Origin of the sequence: Arthrobacter gandavensis, from assembly GCF_039528575.1 — a bacterium.
Classification (GTDB): domain Bacteria; phylum Actinomycetota; class Actinomycetes; order Actinomycetales; family Micrococcaceae; genus Arthrobacter_B; species Arthrobacter_B citreus_B.
Window position 1 is genome coordinate 277,725 of the sequence record NZ_BAAALV010000007.1, and the last position, 17,544, is coordinate 295,268.

Below are 17,544 nucleotides of genomic sequence, written 5' to 3' on the forward strand. Positions count from 1 at the left end.
ACGACGGGGCTGAGATGTGGCGTATCGACCGCTACGGCAATGAGGTTCTAGTTGGCATTTATACAGGCCAGAAATGGGTTAACCTCTAGATATGTGGAGACGAGACGGAACGAAGCTGACTGGCGACTATGGGACATGGAATGACGTCGAACATGAGCTTCATTCCTGGGTTCCTGCCAACGGCACCTTAATTCTTGTTAAGGAAGGCGGCGACTCTCCGGGACCAGAGTGGGATACCACTGTTTTCCCCCATCGTTTTGCACGGACTCCTTATCACCATTTCCGCAGGGTACCGGCGCTAGAAGTTTCTGATGTCAATTCTGTAAAAGTAACAGGATTCATGGGGCCGGGGCGCGAATTGGTAATCATCAGTGAAGATGATGAAGGGAACTTGGCCGTTGAGGCTTCCAACCGAATGGCTGCATTATACAAGCGGCAACTGAGTAGCAATCACGGGTTTAAGCCCATGTATGAAAATGAACCGCTTGAAAGGACTATGGTTTTTGGTTGGCTTCCGGCGCAGCGTATAACCAACATTGAGAGCCGGACAGTTTTGCATGATACCCCAGAATAATAGTCTATTGGTTCACAGTCGACGGTAACCGGTCACGTTTACTGTGGTTGTGGTTTAGGTCCGGTGCCCGAGCGGCTTATGGGCACGTGGTGGAAGGATGCCAGCTAGGTCCCGGCGACAACGCGGGGACATGAAGAGGGGGGAACACCTTGGTTTTCATGCAGAAGGCTTTGAGTCCGGGGCAGGTTGAGTTCCTGGTGGGTGGTAACCGGGACACGATTTCGGGGTTTGTGGTGAACGCCGGGGATGCGGTGAATGCGCGGACGCCTGAGGACTTGTTTGCGGTTCATGGTCTGGATTTCCCGGGGACGCCGTGGGACCGGGCGGCCGGGTACGTTGATGTGCTGCGGTTCCAGGTGCCGTTGTCTATTTATGTGCACGATGCTGCGGGCCCGGAATTTGTGGACCGTCCGCCGTTTACGGGGACGGGTTTCGCTGCGTGGTCCGGTGGTGTGGTGCCGGTGTATTTCCTGGATGAGTGTGCGCTTCCCCCGGGAGCTGAGCTGTGGAGGATCCGGGCCGGGCAGCCCGATGAACTGATTGCGGTCTATTTTGAGGTGGCGACCGGATGGGGTGTGGCGGATACCTCGGGCATTTACCGGCCTGGTGCGCATATCCCGTCACACATTATGGGCTGGTCGGCGGTGTGGCAGGGGCAGGTGTTCCGTGCTGATTTGGTGAATGAAGGCCGTTCCGTTGAAGTGGCGGCTGCGTCGGATCCCGGAGTGGAGGGTTTTGAGCAGACCCCGAAGGGGGTTTGGCGCCGGACGGTGGGACTGGGGGAGATCCAGGACTTCTATGAGCTGCTGGCGACGTGTTCCTGGCAGGGTGAGCCGTTCCGGATTACGGATGCCGCCCAGGGGGAGGATGGGCAGGTGTACCGGTTGTTCTATACGGGGCATAACGCGGACCGGGCTGAGGCGTTGGGGCTGAACAAGGCTGATGCCGGGGTGTATTGGACTGTGGTGCCGGAGTCGCAGGTGCAGGATCTTCAGGTGGTCCAGAACCGGTTGCCGTCCCTGGCGTTCCGGGGGTGACCCCGTGACTAGATTGCGATTGGTCCCGCCTCTTCCCGATACCGGAGACGAGCGAGGGGCAGCCGAGCCAGAGTACCGGCGCGCACAGCGATACTTGCAAAATGGGATGCGGGTCCCGGGTCTGTACGGTGTGCTGCAGGGTGAGTGGTTTCGGGCCAACTCATTGGGTCATGGACGCTTGTTTCTTTATACGCATGCCGAAGAATCCCCGGGGGAACAGTGGCAGCCGTCTGATGATGCGGATGACAGGGGCAGGCCCTTGTCCTGGACCCGGATAGTCTCTGAAAGAGAGTTGGACCGGTTGGTGGACATCTCAGTGCTAGCAACTTGGCAAGGGCTCGGGGTAGGCATCCAAAAATACCGCGAGGGGACGGTGTATGCCTTTGTCGATGGCGGCCCGAAAGAGGACCAGATCCGCCGCGGAGAGATCCCGGAAATCACTATCGCCGGACCGGGTGAGTACCACGGAGAGTTTCGTTGGGAAGACCTATCGGACGTCGTTCTGACCGAGCACGATCTATTGAAGTAGTGAAGCCCCTAAGTCAAGACTCCGCCATATTGAAAGCAGAGGGCATGATTTTCCAGAAGCCGTTGAGCCCCGCACACGTGCGGAGTCTCGTGGAGACCAACCGAGATACGCTGGCCGGTTATGCGCTGAACGTCGCTGACGTGCAGCACGTGAAATCACCAAGAGATCTGTACGAGGCGCACGGACTCGGTTTCCCGGGCTCTCCCTGGGACCCGGACGCGGAGTTCTTGGATGTGCTTCGGTTCCAAGCGCCGCCGTCGCCGTATGTGCACACCGCTATTGCTCCGGGATTCGTTGATCGTCCACCATTCTCGGGGACCGGTTTTGCGCAGTGAGGCGGCGGGGTGGCGCCGGTGTGGTTTATTGACGAATGCCGAATCCCGCCGCGTGCTGAACTGTGGAGGATCCGCGAGGGTCACGAGGAGCAGCTGCTCGCCGTCTACGTCGACGTGGCAACAGGCTGGGGAGTTATGGAAGGCGCTGATATCGCCACGCCGAAGCGCACGGTACCCCAGTCTGTTCTTGGATGGGTTGCCATGTGGGACGGGTACCAGTTCCCTGCAGATCTGATTGGAGATCAAATCGTTCTTGCCGCTGCGTCGGCACCGCCGGAAGACGTCACGGGTTTCCGGCCGACTATGCGCGGGTGCTGGTCGAAGGAAGTGCCGTCGGCAGAGGTCCGGGATTTATTTGAAGTGAACGCTGTTTGGAATCAGGTGCCGGATCGATAAGAACGGTAACGAAGTGCTGATTGGTGTTTTTCCACGCCGACAACGGATGGACTAGCCTGTAGAGATGTGGAAACAAGACGGGACCAAGTTAACCGGAAATTACGGTACTTGGCAGGGTGAAGAATTCGAGCTTTGGTCCTTCAAGCCGTACCAGGGGATGCTGACACTTATAAAAGATGGTGGAGATGTCTCGGGCACAGAATGGCAGACTAAGTTTCTCCCTAACCGCTTTGCCAGGACGTCCGTGTCACATACTTTGAACGTGCCGGCCGAAGAGGTCACTAACCGCCACGAGGTCTGGGTTAAGGCGAGTTTTAGTCCAGGGTGCGAGCTTATGGTCATAGCGGAAGACTTAGATGAACATTTCGCTGTGGAGAGCATTGACCCTATGTCAACGGTGCGTAAGCGTCAATTAATCGATAACTACAACTTTGACCCTTTTAGTAGGAATGAACCATTAGGGCACACAATGGTGTATGGCTGGCTTCCTGCTGATCAATTATGGGATTTTCAAGTGGAAATCATCCTATTCGGCACGGACTGAGTGACCTACCGAAGGGTCGAAGGAAATACGCTATTGCAGGACGGGGCGGAGATGCGGCGTATTGACAGGCAAGGTAACGAGGTGCTGGCAGGGATCTACGATAGGGACTCCGGCGGGTGGATTAGCCTCTAATCATGTGGAGAACGGATGGAATGAAACTCAGCGGTAAGTACGGAACCTGGGACGGCCAAGAATTCGAACTGAGAGGGACTGGCCCCAATGACGACGGCACCCTGACGCTTGTCAAAAGCGGGGGAGACTCGCCGGGGCCCGGCTGGCGGACCCACGACCACAAAAACCAGTTCCCAGGACCCCGCTTCTCACACACACGGAGAGTTCTGATGGATAACGTGACTAACATTCATGCCGTCTTGGCGACCGGTGAGATAAGGCCAGGGAAAGAGGTGGAAATCGTCGGAGAAGATACTGACGGGAATCTGGCGCTAGTAGCCGACAGGGGTTTCTGGACCGAAGAAAAAATGGACCTTATGGAACAGCATGGCTTTCAAACCTTCGTTGAGAGTGAACCTGTGTCTCGCCAGGGTGTTTTTGGGTGGCTACCCGCGGACATGGTCCACAACATCAGTTCCGTAGTGCGCTGGCGTAAGGATGCCGGCTAGGTCCCTGCGAGAGCGGGGCATTAACAAGGAAGACCTAGGTTTTCACGCATAGGGATCTGAATTCAGAGTAGGTTGAGTTCCGGGTCGACGGGAGCAGAGATACGTCGGGGGCTTCGTGGTGAAGGACGGGAGTGCATTGGACGAGCAGACGCTGGGGTCCGTTCAGAGATTCACGGCCTTCGCCCCCCCCTATACCACACAGCGCCGCAGTAGGAGGGGAGTCTATAGTTATGTGGAAAAAAGATGGAACGAAACTCACCGGGAATTATGGGACATGGCGAGGGCAGGAAGTTGAGCTTTGGTCCTTAAAGCCTTATGAAGGAATGTTGACCATAGTGCACAACGGCGAAGAAGCGCCCAGCCCTGCCTGGCATACTAATGCGTGGAGTCCTTCTAAACATACTTTGGAAGTACCTGCTGATGAAGTAACCAACCGACACCGTGTACGTGTTACGGGCAGTCTTGGGCCGGGACGCAATGTAATTATCGATGCTGAGGACATTGGTGGAAAGCTCTCCGTCGCGAGTATCGACCCCATGGATACAATGTACAAGCGCATGCTAATTAATAACCATGATTTCGTTCCTTTCGGCGAGAACGAGCCGCTGGAACACGTGTCAGTGGCGGGGTGGATTCAGGCTGACCGCCTACGGAATATTCACGTCAAAATTACTCCGTTCAGCAGCGATTAGGAGAGATGGGGCCTTGTGGAAGAGCACGGTTTTCACACGCTCCATAACGAACCGGTTCGGTTGGCTGCCTGCCAGCATGATCCACAACATCAAATCCAAGGTGCGTTGGCGGAAGGGCGCCAACTAATCCGCAGCGCATCCACAGCCCGGCAGCGCGGCGCTCCAGGACCTCCCGCTCCCGGTCGTTGCGCGCCAGCGGAGCAGCAGCACTGAATTCAGTCCGTGCCTCTTCCGCCCGGCCGAGGCGGGACAGCAGTTCACCCCGCACGCTGGGCAGCAGATGCGAGCCGCGGAGCGCACCCGTGGCAGCAAGCCGGTCCACCATCTCCAGCGCCGTCGCCGGACCGGTCGCCATGGATACCGCCACCGCGCGGTTCAGCTCCACTACAGGAGACGGTGCCAGCCGGCCCAGCGCCTCATACAGCAGCACGATCCGCTGCCAGTTCGTACCCTCGACACTCGGCGCAACCGCATGGCACTGCGCAATCGCAGCCTGCAGCGCATAGTTACCCCGGCCCCGCCTCAGAGCATCAGATTGAGCCAGGGCGGCCCGCCCGCGCTCAATCTGGGCGCGGTCCCACAGCGTGCGGTCCTGGTCGGCCAGCAGCACGGGTGATCCATCCGCACGCGTTCTGCCGCGGAACCTGGATGCCTGGAACTCCATCAGCGCCACCAGGGCGAGAGCCTCCGGCTCCCGCGGAACGAGCCGGGACAGCAGCCGGCCCAACCTCAGTGCCTCTGCTGCCAGGTCCTGGCGCATCCACGATTGCCCGGCGGACGCAGCGTATCCCTCCGTGAACAGGAGGTAGATCACCGCGAGCACCCCGCCGAGACGGGCTCCCCATTCATTCGGTTCCGGCACATCGAAAGGAACCCGGGCGGCGGCCAGGGTCTTCTTTGCCCGGACGATCCGCTGCTGCACCGCAGCCACGGGAAGCAGGAACAGCCGGGCGATTTCCCCGGTGGACAGCCCGCCCACAATCCGAAGGGTCAACGCCACCTGCGCTTCACGGGAGAGCACCGGATGACAGGCCACAAAAACCAGTTTCAGGACGTCGTCCGGCAGGGGATCCCACTCCGGATCGGCAACGTCCTTCAGACTCCTGCCCAGATCCGCGTAACGGTCCTGAAGGCGTTCCGCCCGCCGCCAGGCATCAATCGCGCGGCGCTTGGCGACGGCGGTCAACCACGCAGCCGGGTTCCGCGGCACGCCCCCAGCTGGCCAGGAGGCCAGCGCCTCAGCCACCGCTTCCTGGGCAACGTCCTCCGCCAGACCCAGATCCCCGGTGGCACGGGCCAGGGCCGCGACAATCCCGGCACCGTCAATCCGCCAAACGGCGTCTATCCGGTGGCGGACCGCCGCGGCGGTGTCCTCACCAGCCCAGTCCATGGACGCCATGACGCTAGGGGTTCTCGGCCCGGAGCTTTTCTTCCTGCTCGCGCCAGCCTTCTTCCTTCTGGATGTACTCGTTGTCCGCGAAATCCTCGAAGTCGGAGGCATCGGTTACCCGCCGGACTTCCAGCTTCGATCCGGGGCCAAGCGGGCACCGGCTGGCCCACTCCACAGCTTCCTCCTTTGAGGAAGCCTGAATGATCCAGAATCCGTTGAAGAGTTCGTGTGTCTCGCCGTACGGGCCGTCGGTGACCAGCGGCGGCTCCTGGGAGAAGTCGACGACGAAGTTATTGTCCTCCGTGACCTCGGCCAGCCCTTCTCCCGCCAGCAGGACCCCGGCGTTGATCATCGATTCGTTGTAGGCGCCCATGGCGTTGATGATTTCTTCAAACGGCATGTCCTTGGAAGCTTCAACGGCCGAATCAGTGGTCCGCATAATCATCATGTACTTCATGGCATTCTCCTGATCTCTAGGGGGAGCGCTCCGTGCTGCTCCTACTATGCCGTCGAACGGGCCGCACGGATATCGACAGCCATTGGGAATTTATTTCCCGAGCCGGGGACGCGCGGCAGCCGGCAGGTCCCGCATAGCTCCCGCCGCCGTCATACATACGGCAAGATTGGGTAGGTGAGCACAGCCAAGACATCCCCCGAAGAAGCCGTCGACGCCGTCAGCACGGACACACCGCCCAGCGACAGCCTGCGCGAAGAATATGAGACTCTCTCCGACCAGGTGCGGAAGTACCGCTTCGCGTACTACAACGAGGACGCGCCGCTGGTCTCCGACGCCGAGTTCGATGAGCTGTACCGCCGGCTCGAGAAGCTCGAGGCACTCCACCCCGAACTGGTGACCAACGATTCCCCCACCCAGGAAGTCGGCGGCGAAGTATCCGCAGCGTTCGCGCCGGTGGAACACCTCTCCCGGATGTACAGCCTGGAAGACGTGTTCTCGCTGGATGAACTCGATGCCTGGGTGAAGCGCGCCGAAGCCTCCATCGCGTCCATCGCGCCGGGGTCGAAGGTCCGCTGGCTGACCGAACTGAAGATCGACGGCCTGGCGGTGAACCTGCTGTACCGCAACGGGGAACTGGTCCGCGCGGCAACCCGCGGCGACGGCACCACCGGTGAGGACATCACCCACAACGTGCTCACGATTGACTCCATCCCGCGCCGCCTCCAGGGCGAGAACCTTCCCGCAGAGGTGGAAATCCGCGGCGAGGTGTTCATTCCGTCCAAGGAGTTCACGCGGCTCAACGAGAAAATGGTCGACGCCGGGAAGGCGCCGTTCGCGAATCCGCGCAACGCTGCGGCCGGGTCGCTGCGGCAGAAAGACCCGAAGGTCACCGCCGAACGCCCGCTGCGCATGTACGTGCATGGCATCGGCGCCCGGGAAGGTCTGGGTGCCGCCAGCCAGTCGGAGACCTACGAGCTGCTCAAGGCCTGGGGCCTGCCCACCTCGCCGTACTACAAGGTGCTGGACACCTATGACGAGGTGCTGGAGTTCATTGCCACCAATGGCGAGCACCGGCACAGCCTGGCCCACGAGATCGACGGCATTGTGGTCAAGGTGGACGACTTCGCGCTCCAGCGCGCGCTCGGCCACACCTCCCGGGTTCCGCGCTGGTCCGTGGCGTACAAGTACCCGCCGGAGGAAGTGAACACCAAGCTGCTGGACATTCGGGTCAACGTGGGCCGCACCGGCCGCGTCACCCCGTACGGCATGATGGAGCCGGTCAAGGTAGCCGGCTCCACCGTGGAGATGGCCACCCTGCACAACCAGGACGTAGTGAAGGCCAAGGGCGTGAAGATCGGCGACACCGTCGTCCTGCGCAAGGCCGGTGACGTCATCCCCGAAATCGTGGGACCCGTCACCGCACTCCGCGACGGTTCCGAACGCGACTTCGTGATGCCCACCCACTGCCCCTCCTGCGGCACGGAACTGAAGCCGGCAAAGGAGGGCGACGTCGACATCCGCTGCCCCAACGCCCGCTCCTGCCCGTCACAGCTGCGCGAGCGGGTGTTCCACCTGGCCGGCCGCGGCGCCTTCGATATTGAAGCCCTGGGCTGGGAAGCGGCGATCGCGCTGACCTCGCCCGCCGAACCGGAGACCCCGCCACTGACCAGCGAGGCCGGTCTGTTCGATCTCAAGGTCGAAGACCTGGCCGACGTCCGGATCGAACGGCCCAAACGCTCCAAGGGGGTAGTGGTCGGTACTGAACTGGTGCCGTACTTCTACACCAAGGGCACCGCCAAGAAGCCCTCCGAACCCTCCGCCAACACCCGCAAGCTCTTCGAAGAGCTGGAGAAGGCCAAGTCCCAGCCGCTTTGGCGGGTCCTGGTGGCACTGTCCATCCGGCATGTGGGCCCGACGGCGGCACGCGCCCTTGCCACCGCGTTCGGCTCCATGGAGAACATCCGGGCAGCCACCGAAGAGCAGCTCGCGCACGTGGACGGCGTCGGCCCGACCATCGCCGCGGCGCTGGAGGAATGGTTCGCCGAAGACTGGCACGTTGAAATCGTCGATTCCTGGGCCCGTGCGGGCGTCCGCATGGCCGACGAGCGCGACGAATCCCAGCCCCGCACCCTGGAAGGCCTCACGATCGTAGTCACCGGCACCCTGCCGAACTTCAGCCGGGACGAGGCCAAGGAAGCGATCATCACCCGCGGCGGCAAGGCATCAGGCTCGGTCTCGAAGAAGACCGACTACCTGGTGGCAGGGGAGAATGCCGGCACCAAGCTGGACAAGGCTGAGTCGCTGGGAGTTCCTGTGCTCGACGAAGACGGGTTCCGCCAGCTGCTGGAAAACGGACCGCTGGAGCCAGATTCGGCGGCCACCGATTCAGCGGACAACGCAGAGGACGAGGAAACCACGCCATGACGAAAGCACCCGCCCCTGACCCGCTGGAACTGCTCGACGTCGCCCGGCAGGCAGCCGCCGCCGGCGCCGCTGTGCTGGCCAAACGGTCGGAGGCGGGGCTGCACGTCGAGAACAAGGGAGCCTCCGGAGACTGGGTCACCGCCTATGACACCGAGGCCGAGTACGCCGTCCGGGACGTGATCAACCGGATGCGTCCCTTCGACACAGTGACCGGCGAGGAACTCGAAGCCAGCGTTCCCGAGCAACCCTCCGGCGTCCGCTGGTCCGTGGACCCGCTGGACGGGACCACCAACTTCATCCGCAGCATTCCCTTCTACGCCACGTCGGTGGCCGCGGTAAACGCCGACGGCGAGTGGCTGGCCGGGGTGGTCCACGCACCGGCGCTGGTGCGCGTCTACTGGGCAGCGAAGGGCCACGGCGCCTGGCTGGCCGAGCACGGCAACCTGCGGCAGCTGCACGGGCCGGACCCCGAGCGGACGGGCAAGCTGCTGGGCACGGGCTTCTCCTACGAACCGGAGGTCCGCACCGAACAGTACGCAGCGCTCGCGGACCTGATGGACGGCTACGCTGACGTGCGCCGGCTCGGCTCGGCGGCACTGGACCTGTGCATGGTGGCCGACGGAACGCTGGACGCCTACGTGGAGCGGGGCCTGAACGAGCACGACTTCGCCGCCGGCGCGCTCATCGCCGAGGAAGCGGGCCTGACGGTTCGCCGTCCCGGCTCGCCGGACCGAAAAATGGACGACGCCGAGCGGCTGGCAGCCGTGACCACGGCCTGGCTGGTGCCGCTCGCCTAGGCAGGCCCCGGCACGCCGTGTGTGCGTGAATGCTGATCGCTGTGGTCCGAATGCGGCGCCCCAATGACGTGCAGCAGCTGGTGCAGGGAATCGTCCACAATCCGGTAGCGGTGTTCACGCCCCACCTTGGCCGCCTGAACCCATTCCCTGTCCCGCAGCCGGCGCAGGGACTGGCTTACCACCGTCTGGGAAACCCCCGAAGCAGCTGCCAGCCGGGTCACGGTGATGCCGGGACTGAAATGCAGGCAGAGCAGCAGCTGCAGTCTCGTGGGATCTGAGATCAACTCGAACCGGGTACACCACGCCGCAACATCCACTGCGCCCAGCGCGCGGGCTGCGGAGTCTTCTGGAGCCTTGCCGGTAGCGGATCCCATGAACCCTTCCCTTACAGATTGAGGCTGCGAAACCAATTTCGGTTTGAAGCGCCCCTTCGATGCCTGAACCCTAGCTGTGCCCGGCGCAGGAATCGAGAATTGATCCACCAATAGCTGCACACGTATGCATACGTTGAGGGGTTTCCCTATGCCAGCAGGAAAGCATCAGAGCAGGACCTTGGCGGCCGGCACCATACTGGTCTGCGGAGTTGTGGCCGGCTGCAGCGGCTCACCGGGGGAGACCACCGGAATCATCCTGGCGGATGCAAACGAACCCGGACAGTTCAACCCGGTTGGCGGTCACGGAGACAGCGGTCAGTCACAGATCTACGACGGACTGCTGCGCCTGTCTCCTCAGGACGGGTCTTCGGCGCTTCCGGAGCTGGCGCCGTGGCTCGCGGAAGGCATGCCGGAGAGTAACGCCGAAGGAACCCAGTGGACAGTCCACCTCCGCCCCGGGGTGAAGTTCACCGACGGCACGGACCTGGACGCCGGGGACGTCGCGGCGACCTACCGCGCCGTCGTAGATCCGGCGTCGGCATCCGAACTGGCAACGTCCTATGACATGCTCCAGGATGTCGAAGCCTCTGAGGACGGCACGGTCACCTTCACCCTGAAATACCCCTATGCGGGCTTCCCCAGCCGGCTCCTGCTGGGGATTGCACCGTCCGAACGGCTGACTCCGGGACTGGCGGCAGAGTCCACCCTCAACACGGATCCAGTGGGAACCGGACCGTACAGGCTCACGTCGCTCCGCCCGGGCGAAGCGGTCCTTACGGCCAATGAAGATCACTGGAACGGCGCTCCAGAAGTTGAAACCGTCACCATCATCCACGTCCCGGATGACAATTCGCGGGCCCAGCGGCTCCAGACCGGGGAAATCAACGGTACGGTCCTGCCGCCGCTGCTGGCAGCACAGTATGAGGGCAAGTCCGGATACATTTACGAGGCCGTCAAGACGGCCGACTGGCGCGGGCTGTCGCTGCCGGCGGACAGTGCCTTTGCCACTGACCCGGCCGCAGTTATGGCCATGAACATGGCTGCTGACCGCCAGGGCATGGTTGACCATGTCCTGGGCGGGCGCGGCAAACCCGCCCATACTCCGGTGGCTGACATTTACGGGGAAGCCTTCGACCCGGACGCGGTGTTCGATTACGATCCCGAGGCAGCCGGTCAGCTGCTGGACGATGCAGGCTGGCTGCGCGGCGAAGACGGCATCCGGACCAGGGACGGAGAGCGCGCCGGGTTTGAGGTTGCCTACAACGCCACTGACACACTGCGGCGGGACCTCGCGCTCGCGTTTGCCTCGAACATGTCCGAACTCGGTGTGGACGTCACACTTCTCGGCACGGACTGGAACGTCATCGAGGAGCGGCGCGGAGAAGTGGGCATCCTGCTCGGCGGCGGCGACAAGCCGTATGACCTGGACACACAGCTCTTCGAAACCCTCCACAGCCCGCTTGAGGGCGGCTCGCCCTTTGCCAATCCCGGCGGCACCGGAAGCCCGGAAATGGACACCCACCTTGAGGCCGCGCGCAGCAGCCTGGACGCGGACGAACGCACGAAGCACTATTTGGCCGTCCAGGACCTGTACATCCAGGACCCCGGCTACGTGATGCTGGCCTTCATCGACCACAACTACGTGCAGGAAGACCAGGGCTGGAACAACGTCCAGACCGTGCTTGAACCACACGCCCACGACGTCGGCTGGGGCTTCTGGTGGAGTCTCCGCCACTGGACGCGGGACTAACCCGTGCCGGGCATCGAAGCCGCGTCCCGGCCGGCGCGACGGCGCAGGCGCCTGCGCCAGACGCGGGTGATCGTCCTGAGGCGTCTGGGCCTGGGCATGCCGGTGGCCGTGGGCGTCTCCCTCCTCGTTTTCCTGCTCGCCAGCATCTCGCCCTTCGATCCGCTTGCCGCGTACCTGGGAGACCGCTTTGCACAGACCTCCGCGGAACAGCGCGAGGTGCTGTCCGAATCCCTCGGGCTGGGCACCTCGTGGATCCAGGCCTGGTGGCACTGGGTGACATCCGCGCTGTCAGGAGACCTTGGCTACTCCCGTGTGTTCCGCCAGCCGGTGGCGTCCGTGATTTCTGAACGGCTGCCCTGGACGCTGCTGGTCGCGGGAACCGGCCTGCTCCTGGCAGCCGTCGGTTCGCTGCTGCTGGCTGCCCGGTGCGCCCGCCGCCCGGGCGGTCTCCTGGATCGGATCACGGCAGCGGCGGCAACCCTGCTCCAGGGGCTGCCGCCGTTCGTGATCTCGCTGGGGCTGCTTATGGTTTTCGCCCTGGCCCTGGGGCTCCTGCCCGGGGGAGGGCTGAGCGATCCGGGCACGGAGCCAACTGCCGGGCAGGTGCTGCGCCATATGATCCTCCCCGTTACGGCTACGGCGCTTTCACAGCTTCCCTGGCTGGCACTTTCCCTGCGGGCTTCCACCAGGGAGGCGCTCGCATCCGACGCCGTGCGCGGAGCCCTGCTGCGCGGACTGTCCGAAAGGACCGTCGTCCGCCGGCACGTCATGCCTGCCGCCCTCGCTCCGTTCATCGCCGTCCTCGGCACCCGGCTGCCGGAAGTCATCGTGGGGGCGGTGCTGGTGGAGACGGTGTTCTCCTGGCCGGGACTGGCGGCAGCGGTGGTTTCCTCGGCGCAGGCCCTGGACTTCGCGCTGCTGGCGGCCTTGACGGTGCTGACAACCGCAGCAGTGCTCGCCGGTTCGCTGATCGCAGACCTGCTGTATGTCTGGATTGATCCGAGGGTGTCCGCCGATGTCTAGCACCGTGGAAGCTGCAGATCTCCGTCTCACCGGCCCCGCCGTCCGGAGGCGGGGACTCCGTGCAGCCGGCACGATCCTGGGTGTGGCTGTCCTGGTGCTGATTGCGTCCTACGCCGTCTTTGTTCCGATGCTTGCCGGCACGGACGAAAAGCTGACCGACTTCAGCTCCGCCCGGCTGCCGCCGTCGGCCGCCCACCCCTTCGGAACCGACCACGCGGGCCGTGACCTCTTCATCCGGCTTGCCTCCGGGCTGCGTGTCTCACTGCTCATCGCTGTTCTCTGTGCGCTTGCCTCGATGGGACTCGGGATGCTGATAGGGGCCGTGTCGGCGGCGCTCGGCGGCCGGACGGACCGAATCGTCATGCGGGTGGTCGATGGCATCAACGCTGTGCCCCACCTGCTGCTGGGGGTGGTCATTGTTGCGATGTTCCGCGGCTCCGTGACAGCCATCATCGCGTCCATTGCGCTCACGCACTGGACGCAGGTCGCGAGGATTGTCCGCGCCGAGGTCCTGTCCCTGCGCAGCCGGGAATACGTGGAGGCTGCCTACCTCCTTGGCTCGACCCGGCGAGAGGTACTGCGGCGGCATTTCCTTCCCGGGACGCTGGCACAGGGGGTAGTGGCCACTGTCATGCTGCTCCCGCACGCCATCTGGCACGAGTCCACGCTCTCTTTCCTGGGGCTGGGCCTGTCTCCGGACCAGGCATCCCTGGGAACGCTTCTGAAGGAAGCGCAGTCGGAAGTGATGCTCGGCGGCTGGTGGGCCCTGGTTTTCCCGGCGCTGCTCCTGCTGGTTACCACCCTGGCTGTGGCCGCCTGCGGGAACGGCATCCTCTCCCGGACGGAAGGAAGACAATGAACAGCATCGCGATCCGCGCCGAGGGGCACACCGTACGCATACCCAGCCGCACGCGGCGGGGTGCAGCCTGGGTCCACGCAGCCACCGACGTGGCCTTCAGCGCGCACCGGGGCCGGGTGCATGCCCTTGTTGGTGAATCCGGCTGCGGGAAGACCACCTTCGCCTCAGCCATCCTCGGTATGCTCCCGGCCGGCACGGTGGCCGGGGGCAGGCTGGACTACGTGGATGCCTCCGGCACCCGGACCCCGCTGACTGCGGGGCGGGACGGAGCCGCCCGTGCGGCCAAACTGCGCGGGCGGGTCATCGGCTATGTTCCCCAGTCTCCGGCCACCTACCTGACACCCGTGCGGACCGTGGGATCCCAGCTTGGGGAAACGGTCCGCGAACTGGGCGGAGCCAGGAACCCGCAGGATCTGCTGGCGCAGGTGAACCTGGAGACGCAGGCGCTGGACGCGTTTCCACACGAGCTCAGCGGCGGCATGCTGCAGCGGGCAGCCATCGCCTTTGCCCTGGCCGGCGGTCCGGACGTCCTGCTGGCCGACGAACCGGTTTCCGGCCTGGACCCTGACCTGGCACAGCTGACGCTGGGGCTGCTGCGCCGCGTCGCCGACGCCGGCGCCGCCGTCGTCCTCATTACCCACGATCTGCAGCGCCTGGCCGATTCAGGCACTGCGGACGAAGTCTCGGTTATGTATGCCGGGCGCATCGTGGAGACCGGCCCGGCGTCCGGAGTCCTGGAGCTTCCGTCCCATCCGTACTCACGGGATCTGCTCGCAGCCCTGCCCGCCAACGGACTTCAGGCGATGCCCGGCACCTCCCCGGAGCTGACGGACCTTCCCCCGGAGTACAGCTACGCCGAGCGGCTCGCGGCGGCAACGGAGGCCGGCTATGCCCGCTGAACTGAGCGCGGTGGACGCCGGATTCAGCTACGGCGGCACAGCTGTCCTGCGCAACGTCACCATCAGTGTCCCGGCCGGAGGGCAGGTCGGCCTCACGGGGCCCTCCGGCAGCGGCAAGACCACGCTGGCCCGTATTCTGGCAGGCCTCCTGCCGGCGGGGGAGGGAACGGTGACGTGCAACGGGCAACCCGTGCAGCGGCCCTGGAAACAGAAAGGACACGGCTGCGGCATCGCGATGCTCTTCCAGTCTCCGCGGGCCTCCTGCAGTCCCAGGCTGACGCTGCGGCAGATCATCGCGGAAGGGGCACGGCGAACAAGCCGGGGCGGGAGGGCGCACCTCGTCGAGCAGCTAGCCGCGCAGGTGCAGCTGACCCCGGACCTCTTGGACAGATACCCCCGCGAAGTCTCCGATGGGCAGCTCCAGCGGGCGTGCCTGGCAAGGTCACTCGCGGCAGCGCCCGGTTATCTGATCTGCGACGAAGCGACGGCGATGCTGGACGCCGCCACCACTGCGTCGCTGGTTCGCGTCATCAGCAGCGAGGTTGAGTCCCGCGGCATGGGGGTCCTGGCCCTGAGCCATGACCGGCCGCTCCTTGATGCGTGGTGCACCTCCGTCACCAGCCTGGCGGAGCTGTCTGCTGCTCCCGGAGAACGATGAGCCTCGGGGCATCCCGCCCCGCGGGCCGCAGTGGCAGGCTTAGTAAGCGCCGGTCCAGGACGGCACGGCGGTTTTTGAATCCACCGTGATCTTGTCCCGGTCCATCACAATCACGTGGCCTTTCCAGTAGTGGAAGTTGTCCACCACGGCGTCTTCCATGACCTGGACTATGACGCCCATCTTGCTGCAGCCGTCGCAGCGTGAAGCTCCCATGACCCGCAGCTTCACGGAGCTGATGCCTTTTTGGCAGCTGACGATCATGCCCGGAGCGAGCCGGATTTCCTGCTTCATGTCTACCCCCAGTGCTAGAACTCCGTTACGAGACCAATCAGGAACGGTGAAGTGAGACTAGCTAACACATGTGTGAAACGGGCCGGTCCCGGCTACCTGATTTTCGCTGGGACCGAGAATTTCGTCTTTCCTGCGCCTGGCTTGAGGCAATCTTGAGCTTTGATGCTCTCCAGCCACTCTGGGCACGTGTATTACGGACGTGGCAGAAAGGTTTAAGCCCTGAGGAAAGCGGGGCCTGCGGGGGCGGGTAAAAGAAGCTTCCGCGCGGATAATTGGTGGAACTGATCGAACGGCCGGAACTGTTCGAGCAGCCGGAACTGAGCGAGATCCATGGACCCGGAAGGACGCACCATGCCCCGTAAAGTCACAGCGGCATCGCGCAAGCTGGCACCAGCCGTCACAGCACGTGTCCAGGAACCGAAGCCCCAAACGCCCAAAGACCTGGATACCGCCCGCTTCGCTGCCATTCTCGACGAGCACATAGATTCAGCCCGCGCGAAAATCGACACGGTGCTCGCAGATATTCGGGAAGTGACTGCGGCGGCAAAGGACACGCCTGCGGATGACGAGCACGACCCCGAGGGCACCACCGTCACGGTTGAACGGGCCAATGAGGTTTCAATGCTTGCGGCCCTCGAAGCTTCGCTCGTGGAACTCCTGGACGCCCGGGTGAGGCTCGACGACGGCGCCTACGGAGTCTGCGAACGCTGCGGAGAGCCCATCCCCGAGGCGCGGCTGGAGATCCGTCCGGAAGCACGCTTCTGCGTTGCCTGCGCAGCCGCCGCCCGCCGGCGCTGACCCGCGCCCGGGACCTGCGAACCGGTCCACCCGAAGCCGTTGTGGGCGCCGTCACCACCGGCGCCTGAACAGGCGGGTGCGCGGATAGAATCAACCGTGGAAATCAACCCCCACGTAAGGATTCGTAACACCAATGAGCATCACCGTCCGGCGGGCAACACCGGCTGACTATGAAGACATCCGCCGGATTACCCGTGAGGCGTACCTCAAGGCCGGGTTCATTGACGCCGACAATCCCTACGTCCAGGAACTTGAGAACGTCGAACACCGCGACCAGCATGCCGAACTGTGGGTAGCGGAGAAGGACGGCGTGGTAGCAGGCTCCGCGGCCGTGACGTTCGCCGGCCAGCCCTACACGGACATCGCCGTCGAAGGTGAACTCGAGTTCCGCATGCTGGCGGTGGATCCCGCCCTGCAGCGCGGGGGAGTGGGACGAGTCCTCGTCAACGCCATCGTGGAGCACGCCCGCAGCCTCGAGGGAATCCACGCTGTTTCCCTGACCAGCATGACCAGCATGCTCGGGGCGCACAGCATGTACCTGTCCCTGGGCTTTGAGCGAGTGCCGGAACGCGACTGGACCGTTCCCGGCGAAGACTACGTTCTGTGGGTCTTCCGGCTGGAACTCTGAGCGCAGGCGGAACACACCCTCCGGCGTCGGACGCTGGGTTTCCGCGCTGCGTGAAGCAGCCGCGCCCTGTATGTCCCGGCCACCCGAACCGAAGGCCCAAACGCCGTAGACTGGTACGGATACCGGCGTAAAGGCCGAAAATACTGCATAAGACGCATGGGAGACTCATGTCTGAGATCAATCGTGAGGCTGTGGCGCATCTGGCGCGGCTGGCCCACATTGAGATGACCGATGACGAGCTGGACAAAATGGCCGGCGAGCTTGACGTCATCGTGGATTCGATCAAATCCGTAAGCGAAGTTGCCGGCGAGGACATCCCGGCCACCTCCCACCCGATCCCGCTGGCGAATGTGTTCCGCGAGGACGTCGTGGGGCAGACGCTGACCAATGAGCAGGCCCTGTCCGGCGCGCCGGACAACGCCGAAGGCCGCTTCAAGGTCCCTGCCATCCTGGATGAGGAGTAAAGACT

Annotated in this window: 21 protein-coding genes; 17 read left to right on the forward strand and 4 right to left on the reverse strand. The window is 63.6% G+C overall.

Features of this window, described 5'->3' with window-relative positions; all coding sequences use genetic code 11:
* Positions 1-91 precede the first annotated feature (91 nt).
* The 7 genes from ABFX29_RS14720 (at position 92) to ABFX29_RS14750 (ending at position 4,727) form a co-directional block, all read left to right on the forward strand.
* Positions 92-574 (forward strand): hypothetical protein, encoded by a 483-nt coding sequence (locus ABFX29_RS14720; RefSeq protein ID WP_152228590.1) that lies wholly within the window; start codon positions 92-94, stop codon positions 572-574.
* Between the two features lie 158 nt (positions 575-732).
* Positions 733-1,611 carry a hypothetical protein gene (locus tag ABFX29_RS14725; protein WP_152228589.1) on the forward strand — a complete coding sequence of 293 codons (879 nt, stop codon included), beginning with the start codon at positions 733-735 and terminating at the stop codon, positions 1,609-1,611.
* Positions 1,612-1,915: 304 nt separating this feature from the next.
* On the forward strand, positions 1,916-2,140 hold the full coding sequence (locus ABFX29_RS14730) for a hypothetical protein (RefSeq protein WP_152228588.1): 225 nt from the start codon (positions 1,916-1,918) through the stop codon (positions 2,138-2,140).
* Between the two features lie 344 nt (positions 2,141-2,484).
* Positions 2,485-2,871 (forward strand): hypothetical protein, encoded by a 387-nt coding sequence (locus tag ABFX29_RS14735; protein ID WP_170287770.1) that lies wholly within the window; start codon positions 2,485-2,487, stop codon positions 2,869-2,871.
* Between the two features lie 64 nt (positions 2,872-2,935).
* A complete protein-coding gene (locus ABFX29_RS14740; RefSeq protein WP_152228586.1) occupies positions 2,936-3,415 on the forward strand; it encodes a hypothetical protein in 480 nt (159 codons plus the stop codon).
* Between the two features lie 134 nt (positions 3,416-3,549).
* Positions 3,550-4,035, forward strand: a complete 486-nt coding sequence (locus ABFX29_RS14745; protein WP_152228585.1) for a hypothetical protein — start codon at positions 3,550-3,552, stop codon at positions 4,033-4,035.
* Between the two features lie 230 nt (positions 4,036-4,265).
* Positions 4,266-4,727: a hypothetical protein gene (locus tag ABFX29_RS14750; protein WP_152228584.1), complete on the forward strand. Its 462-nt coding sequence runs from the start codon at positions 4,266-4,268 to the stop codon at positions 4,725-4,727.
* Here ABFX29_RS14750 and ABFX29_RS14755 read toward each other — a convergent pair.
* Positions 4,714-6,117 carry an RNA polymerase sigma factor gene (locus ABFX29_RS14755; protein WP_152228583.1) on the reverse strand — a complete coding sequence of 468 codons (1,404 nt, stop codon included), beginning with the start codon at positions 6,115-6,117 and terminating at the stop codon, positions 4,714-4,716. The genes ABFX29_RS14750 and ABFX29_RS14755 overlap by 14 nt on opposite strands.
* 13 nt (positions 6,118-6,130) lie before the next feature.
* On the reverse strand, positions 6,131-6,574 hold the full coding sequence (locus ABFX29_RS14760; RefSeq protein ID WP_152228582.1) for a YciI family protein: 444 nt from the start codon (positions 6,572-6,574) through the stop codon (positions 6,131-6,133).
* 174 nt (positions 6,575-6,748) lie between these two features.
* Between ABFX29_RS14760 and ligA the strand changes: the two genes are divergently transcribed.
* Together ligA and ABFX29_RS14770 are read left to right on the forward strand one after the other, a co-directional pair.
* Positions 6,749-8,998 (forward strand): NAD-dependent DNA ligase LigA, encoded by a 2,250-nt coding sequence (ligA, locus tag ABFX29_RS14765; RefSeq protein WP_152228581.1) that lies wholly within the window; start codon positions 6,749-6,751, stop codon positions 8,996-8,998.
* Positions 8,995-9,795, forward strand: a complete 801-nt coding sequence (locus ABFX29_RS14770; RefSeq protein WP_152228580.1) for an inositol monophosphatase family protein — start codon at positions 8,995-8,997, stop codon at positions 9,793-9,795. Before ligA ends, ABFX29_RS14770 begins: the two co-directional genes overlap by 4 nt.
* On the opposite strand, the gene ABFX29_RS14775 is transcribed toward ABFX29_RS14770, so the two are convergent.
* Entirely contained in the window at positions 9,792-10,169 is a 378-nt protein-coding gene (locus ABFX29_RS14775) for an ArsR/SmtB family transcription factor (RefSeq protein WP_152228579.1), read from the reverse strand. The two genes, ABFX29_RS14770 and ABFX29_RS14775, sit on opposite strands and share 4 nt — an antisense overlap.
* A 148-nt stretch (positions 10,170-10,317) precedes the next feature.
* Here ABFX29_RS14775 and ABFX29_RS14780 point away from each other — a divergent pair, with 148 nt between their 5' ends.
* The 5 genes from ABFX29_RS14780 to ABFX29_RS14800 are packed head-to-tail and all read left to right on the forward strand — an operon-like array spanning position 10,318 to position 15,358.
* On the forward strand, positions 10,318-11,919 hold the full coding sequence (locus ABFX29_RS14780) for an ABC transporter substrate-binding protein (protein ID WP_152228578.1): 1,602 nt from the start codon (positions 10,318-10,320) through the stop codon (positions 11,917-11,919).
* Positions 11,920-11,922: 3 nt separating this feature from the next.
* Positions 11,923-12,942 (forward strand): ABC transporter permease, encoded by a 1,020-nt coding sequence (locus tag ABFX29_RS14785; protein WP_246167569.1) that lies wholly within the window; start codon positions 11,923-11,925, stop codon positions 12,940-12,942.
* Positions 12,935-13,801, forward strand: coding sequence for an ABC transporter permease (locus ABFX29_RS14790; RefSeq protein ID WP_152228577.1), 867 nt, complete (start codon positions 12,935-12,937; stop codon positions 13,799-13,801). Before ABFX29_RS14785 ends, ABFX29_RS14790 begins: the two co-directional genes overlap by 8 nt.
* Positions 13,798-14,700, forward strand: a complete 903-nt coding sequence (locus tag ABFX29_RS14795; RefSeq protein WP_152228576.1) for an ATP-binding cassette domain-containing protein — start codon at positions 13,798-13,800, stop codon at positions 14,698-14,700. The genes ABFX29_RS14790 and ABFX29_RS14795 overlap by 4 nt, the downstream gene beginning before the upstream one ends.
* Entirely contained in the window at positions 14,690-15,358 is a 669-nt protein-coding gene (locus ABFX29_RS14800) for an ABC transporter ATP-binding protein (protein WP_152228575.1), read from the forward strand. The genes ABFX29_RS14795 and ABFX29_RS14800 overlap by 11 nt, the downstream gene beginning before the upstream one ends.
* A gap of 39 nt (positions 15,359-15,397) precedes the next feature.
* Here ABFX29_RS14800 and ABFX29_RS14805 read toward each other — a convergent pair whose 3' ends face one another.
* The gene (locus ABFX29_RS14805) at positions 15,398-15,649 is read right to left on the reverse strand and encodes a hypothetical protein (protein ID WP_152228574.1); all 252 of its coding nucleotides are present in this window, start codon (positions 15,647-15,649) and stop codon (positions 15,398-15,400) included.
* A gap of 351 nt (positions 15,650-16,000) precedes the next feature.
* Here ABFX29_RS14805 and ABFX29_RS14810 point away from each other — a divergent pair, with 351 nt between their 5' ends.
* The 3 genes from ABFX29_RS14810 (at position 16,001) to gatC (ending at position 17,539) form a co-directional block, all read left to right on the forward strand.
* Positions 16,001-16,447 (forward strand): TraR/DksA family transcriptional regulator, encoded by a 447-nt coding sequence (locus ABFX29_RS14810; RefSeq protein WP_152228573.1) that lies wholly within the window; start codon positions 16,001-16,003, stop codon positions 16,445-16,447.
* A 133-nt stretch (positions 16,448-16,580) separates the two neighbouring features.
* The gene (locus ABFX29_RS14815; protein WP_152228572.1) at positions 16,581-17,075 is read left to right on the forward strand and encodes a GNAT family N-acetyltransferase; all 495 of its coding nucleotides are present in this window, start codon (positions 16,581-16,583) and stop codon (positions 17,073-17,075) included.
* Between the two features lie 167 nt (positions 17,076-17,242).
* Entirely contained in the window at positions 17,243-17,539 is a 297-nt protein-coding gene (gatC, locus tag ABFX29_RS14820; RefSeq protein ID WP_091606413.1) for an Asp-tRNA(Asn)/Glu-tRNA(Gln) amidotransferase subunit GatC, read from the forward strand.
* Positions 17,540-17,544 lie beyond the last annotated feature (5 nt).

Coding starts and splice junctions, on each gene's coding strand:
- ABFX29_RS14755 (WP_152228583.1), bottom strand. CDS start 6,117: ATGGACTGGGCTGGTGAGGACACCGCCGCGGCGGTCCGCCACCGGATA.
- gatC (WP_091606413.1), top strand. CDS start 17,243: ATGTCTGAGATCAATCGTGAGGCTGTGGCGCATCTGGCGCGGCTGGCC.
- ABFX29_RS14725 (WP_152228589.1), top strand. CDS start 733: ATGCAGAAGGCTTTGAGTCCGGGGCAGGTTGAGTTCCTGGTGGGTGGT.
- ABFX29_RS14810 (WP_152228573.1), top strand. CDS start 16,001: ATGCCCCGTAAAGTCACAGCGGCATCGCGCAAGCTGGCACCAGCCGTC.
- ABFX29_RS14760 (WP_152228582.1), bottom strand. CDS start 6,574: ATGAAGTACATGATGATTATGCGGACCACTGATTCGGCCGTTGAAGCT.
- ABFX29_RS14805 (WP_152228574.1), bottom strand. CDS start 15,649: ATGAAGCAGGAAATCCGGCTCGCTCCGGGCATGATCGTCAGCTGCCAA.
- ABFX29_RS14795 (WP_152228576.1), top strand. CDS start 13,798: ATGAACAGCATCGCGATCCGCGCCGAGGGGCACACCGTACGCATACCC.
- ABFX29_RS14775 (WP_152228579.1), bottom strand. CDS start 10,169: ATGGGATCCGCTACCGGCAAGGCTCCAGAAGACTCCGCAGCCCGCGCG.
- ABFX29_RS14750 (WP_152228584.1), top strand. CDS start 4,266: ATGTGGAAAAAAGATGGAACGAAACTCACCGGGAATTATGGGACATGG.
- ABFX29_RS14780 (WP_152228578.1), top strand. CDS start 10,318: ATGCCAGCAGGAAAGCATCAGAGCAGGACCTTGGCGGCCGGCACCATA.
- ABFX29_RS14770 (WP_152228580.1), top strand. CDS start 8,995: ATGACGAAAGCACCCGCCCCTGACCCGCTGGAACTGCTCGACGTCGCC.
- ABFX29_RS14800 (WP_152228575.1), top strand. CDS start 14,690: ATGCCCGCTGAACTGAGCGCGGTGGACGCCGGATTCAGCTACGGCGGC.
- ABFX29_RS14740 (WP_152228586.1), top strand. CDS start 2,936: ATGTGGAAACAAGACGGGACCAAGTTAACCGGAAATTACGGTACTTGG.
- ABFX29_RS14815 (WP_152228572.1), top strand. CDS start 16,581: ATGAGCATCACCGTCCGGCGGGCAACACCGGCTGACTATGAAGACATC.
- ABFX29_RS14745 (WP_152228585.1), top strand. CDS start 3,550: ATGTGGAGAACGGATGGAATGAAACTCAGCGGTAAGTACGGAACCTGG.
- ABFX29_RS14720 (WP_152228590.1), top strand. CDS start 92: ATGTGGAGACGAGACGGAACGAAGCTGACTGGCGACTATGGGACATGG.
- ABFX29_RS14790 (WP_152228577.1), top strand. CDS start 12,935: ATGTCTAGCACCGTGGAAGCTGCAGATCTCCGTCTCACCGGCCCCGCC.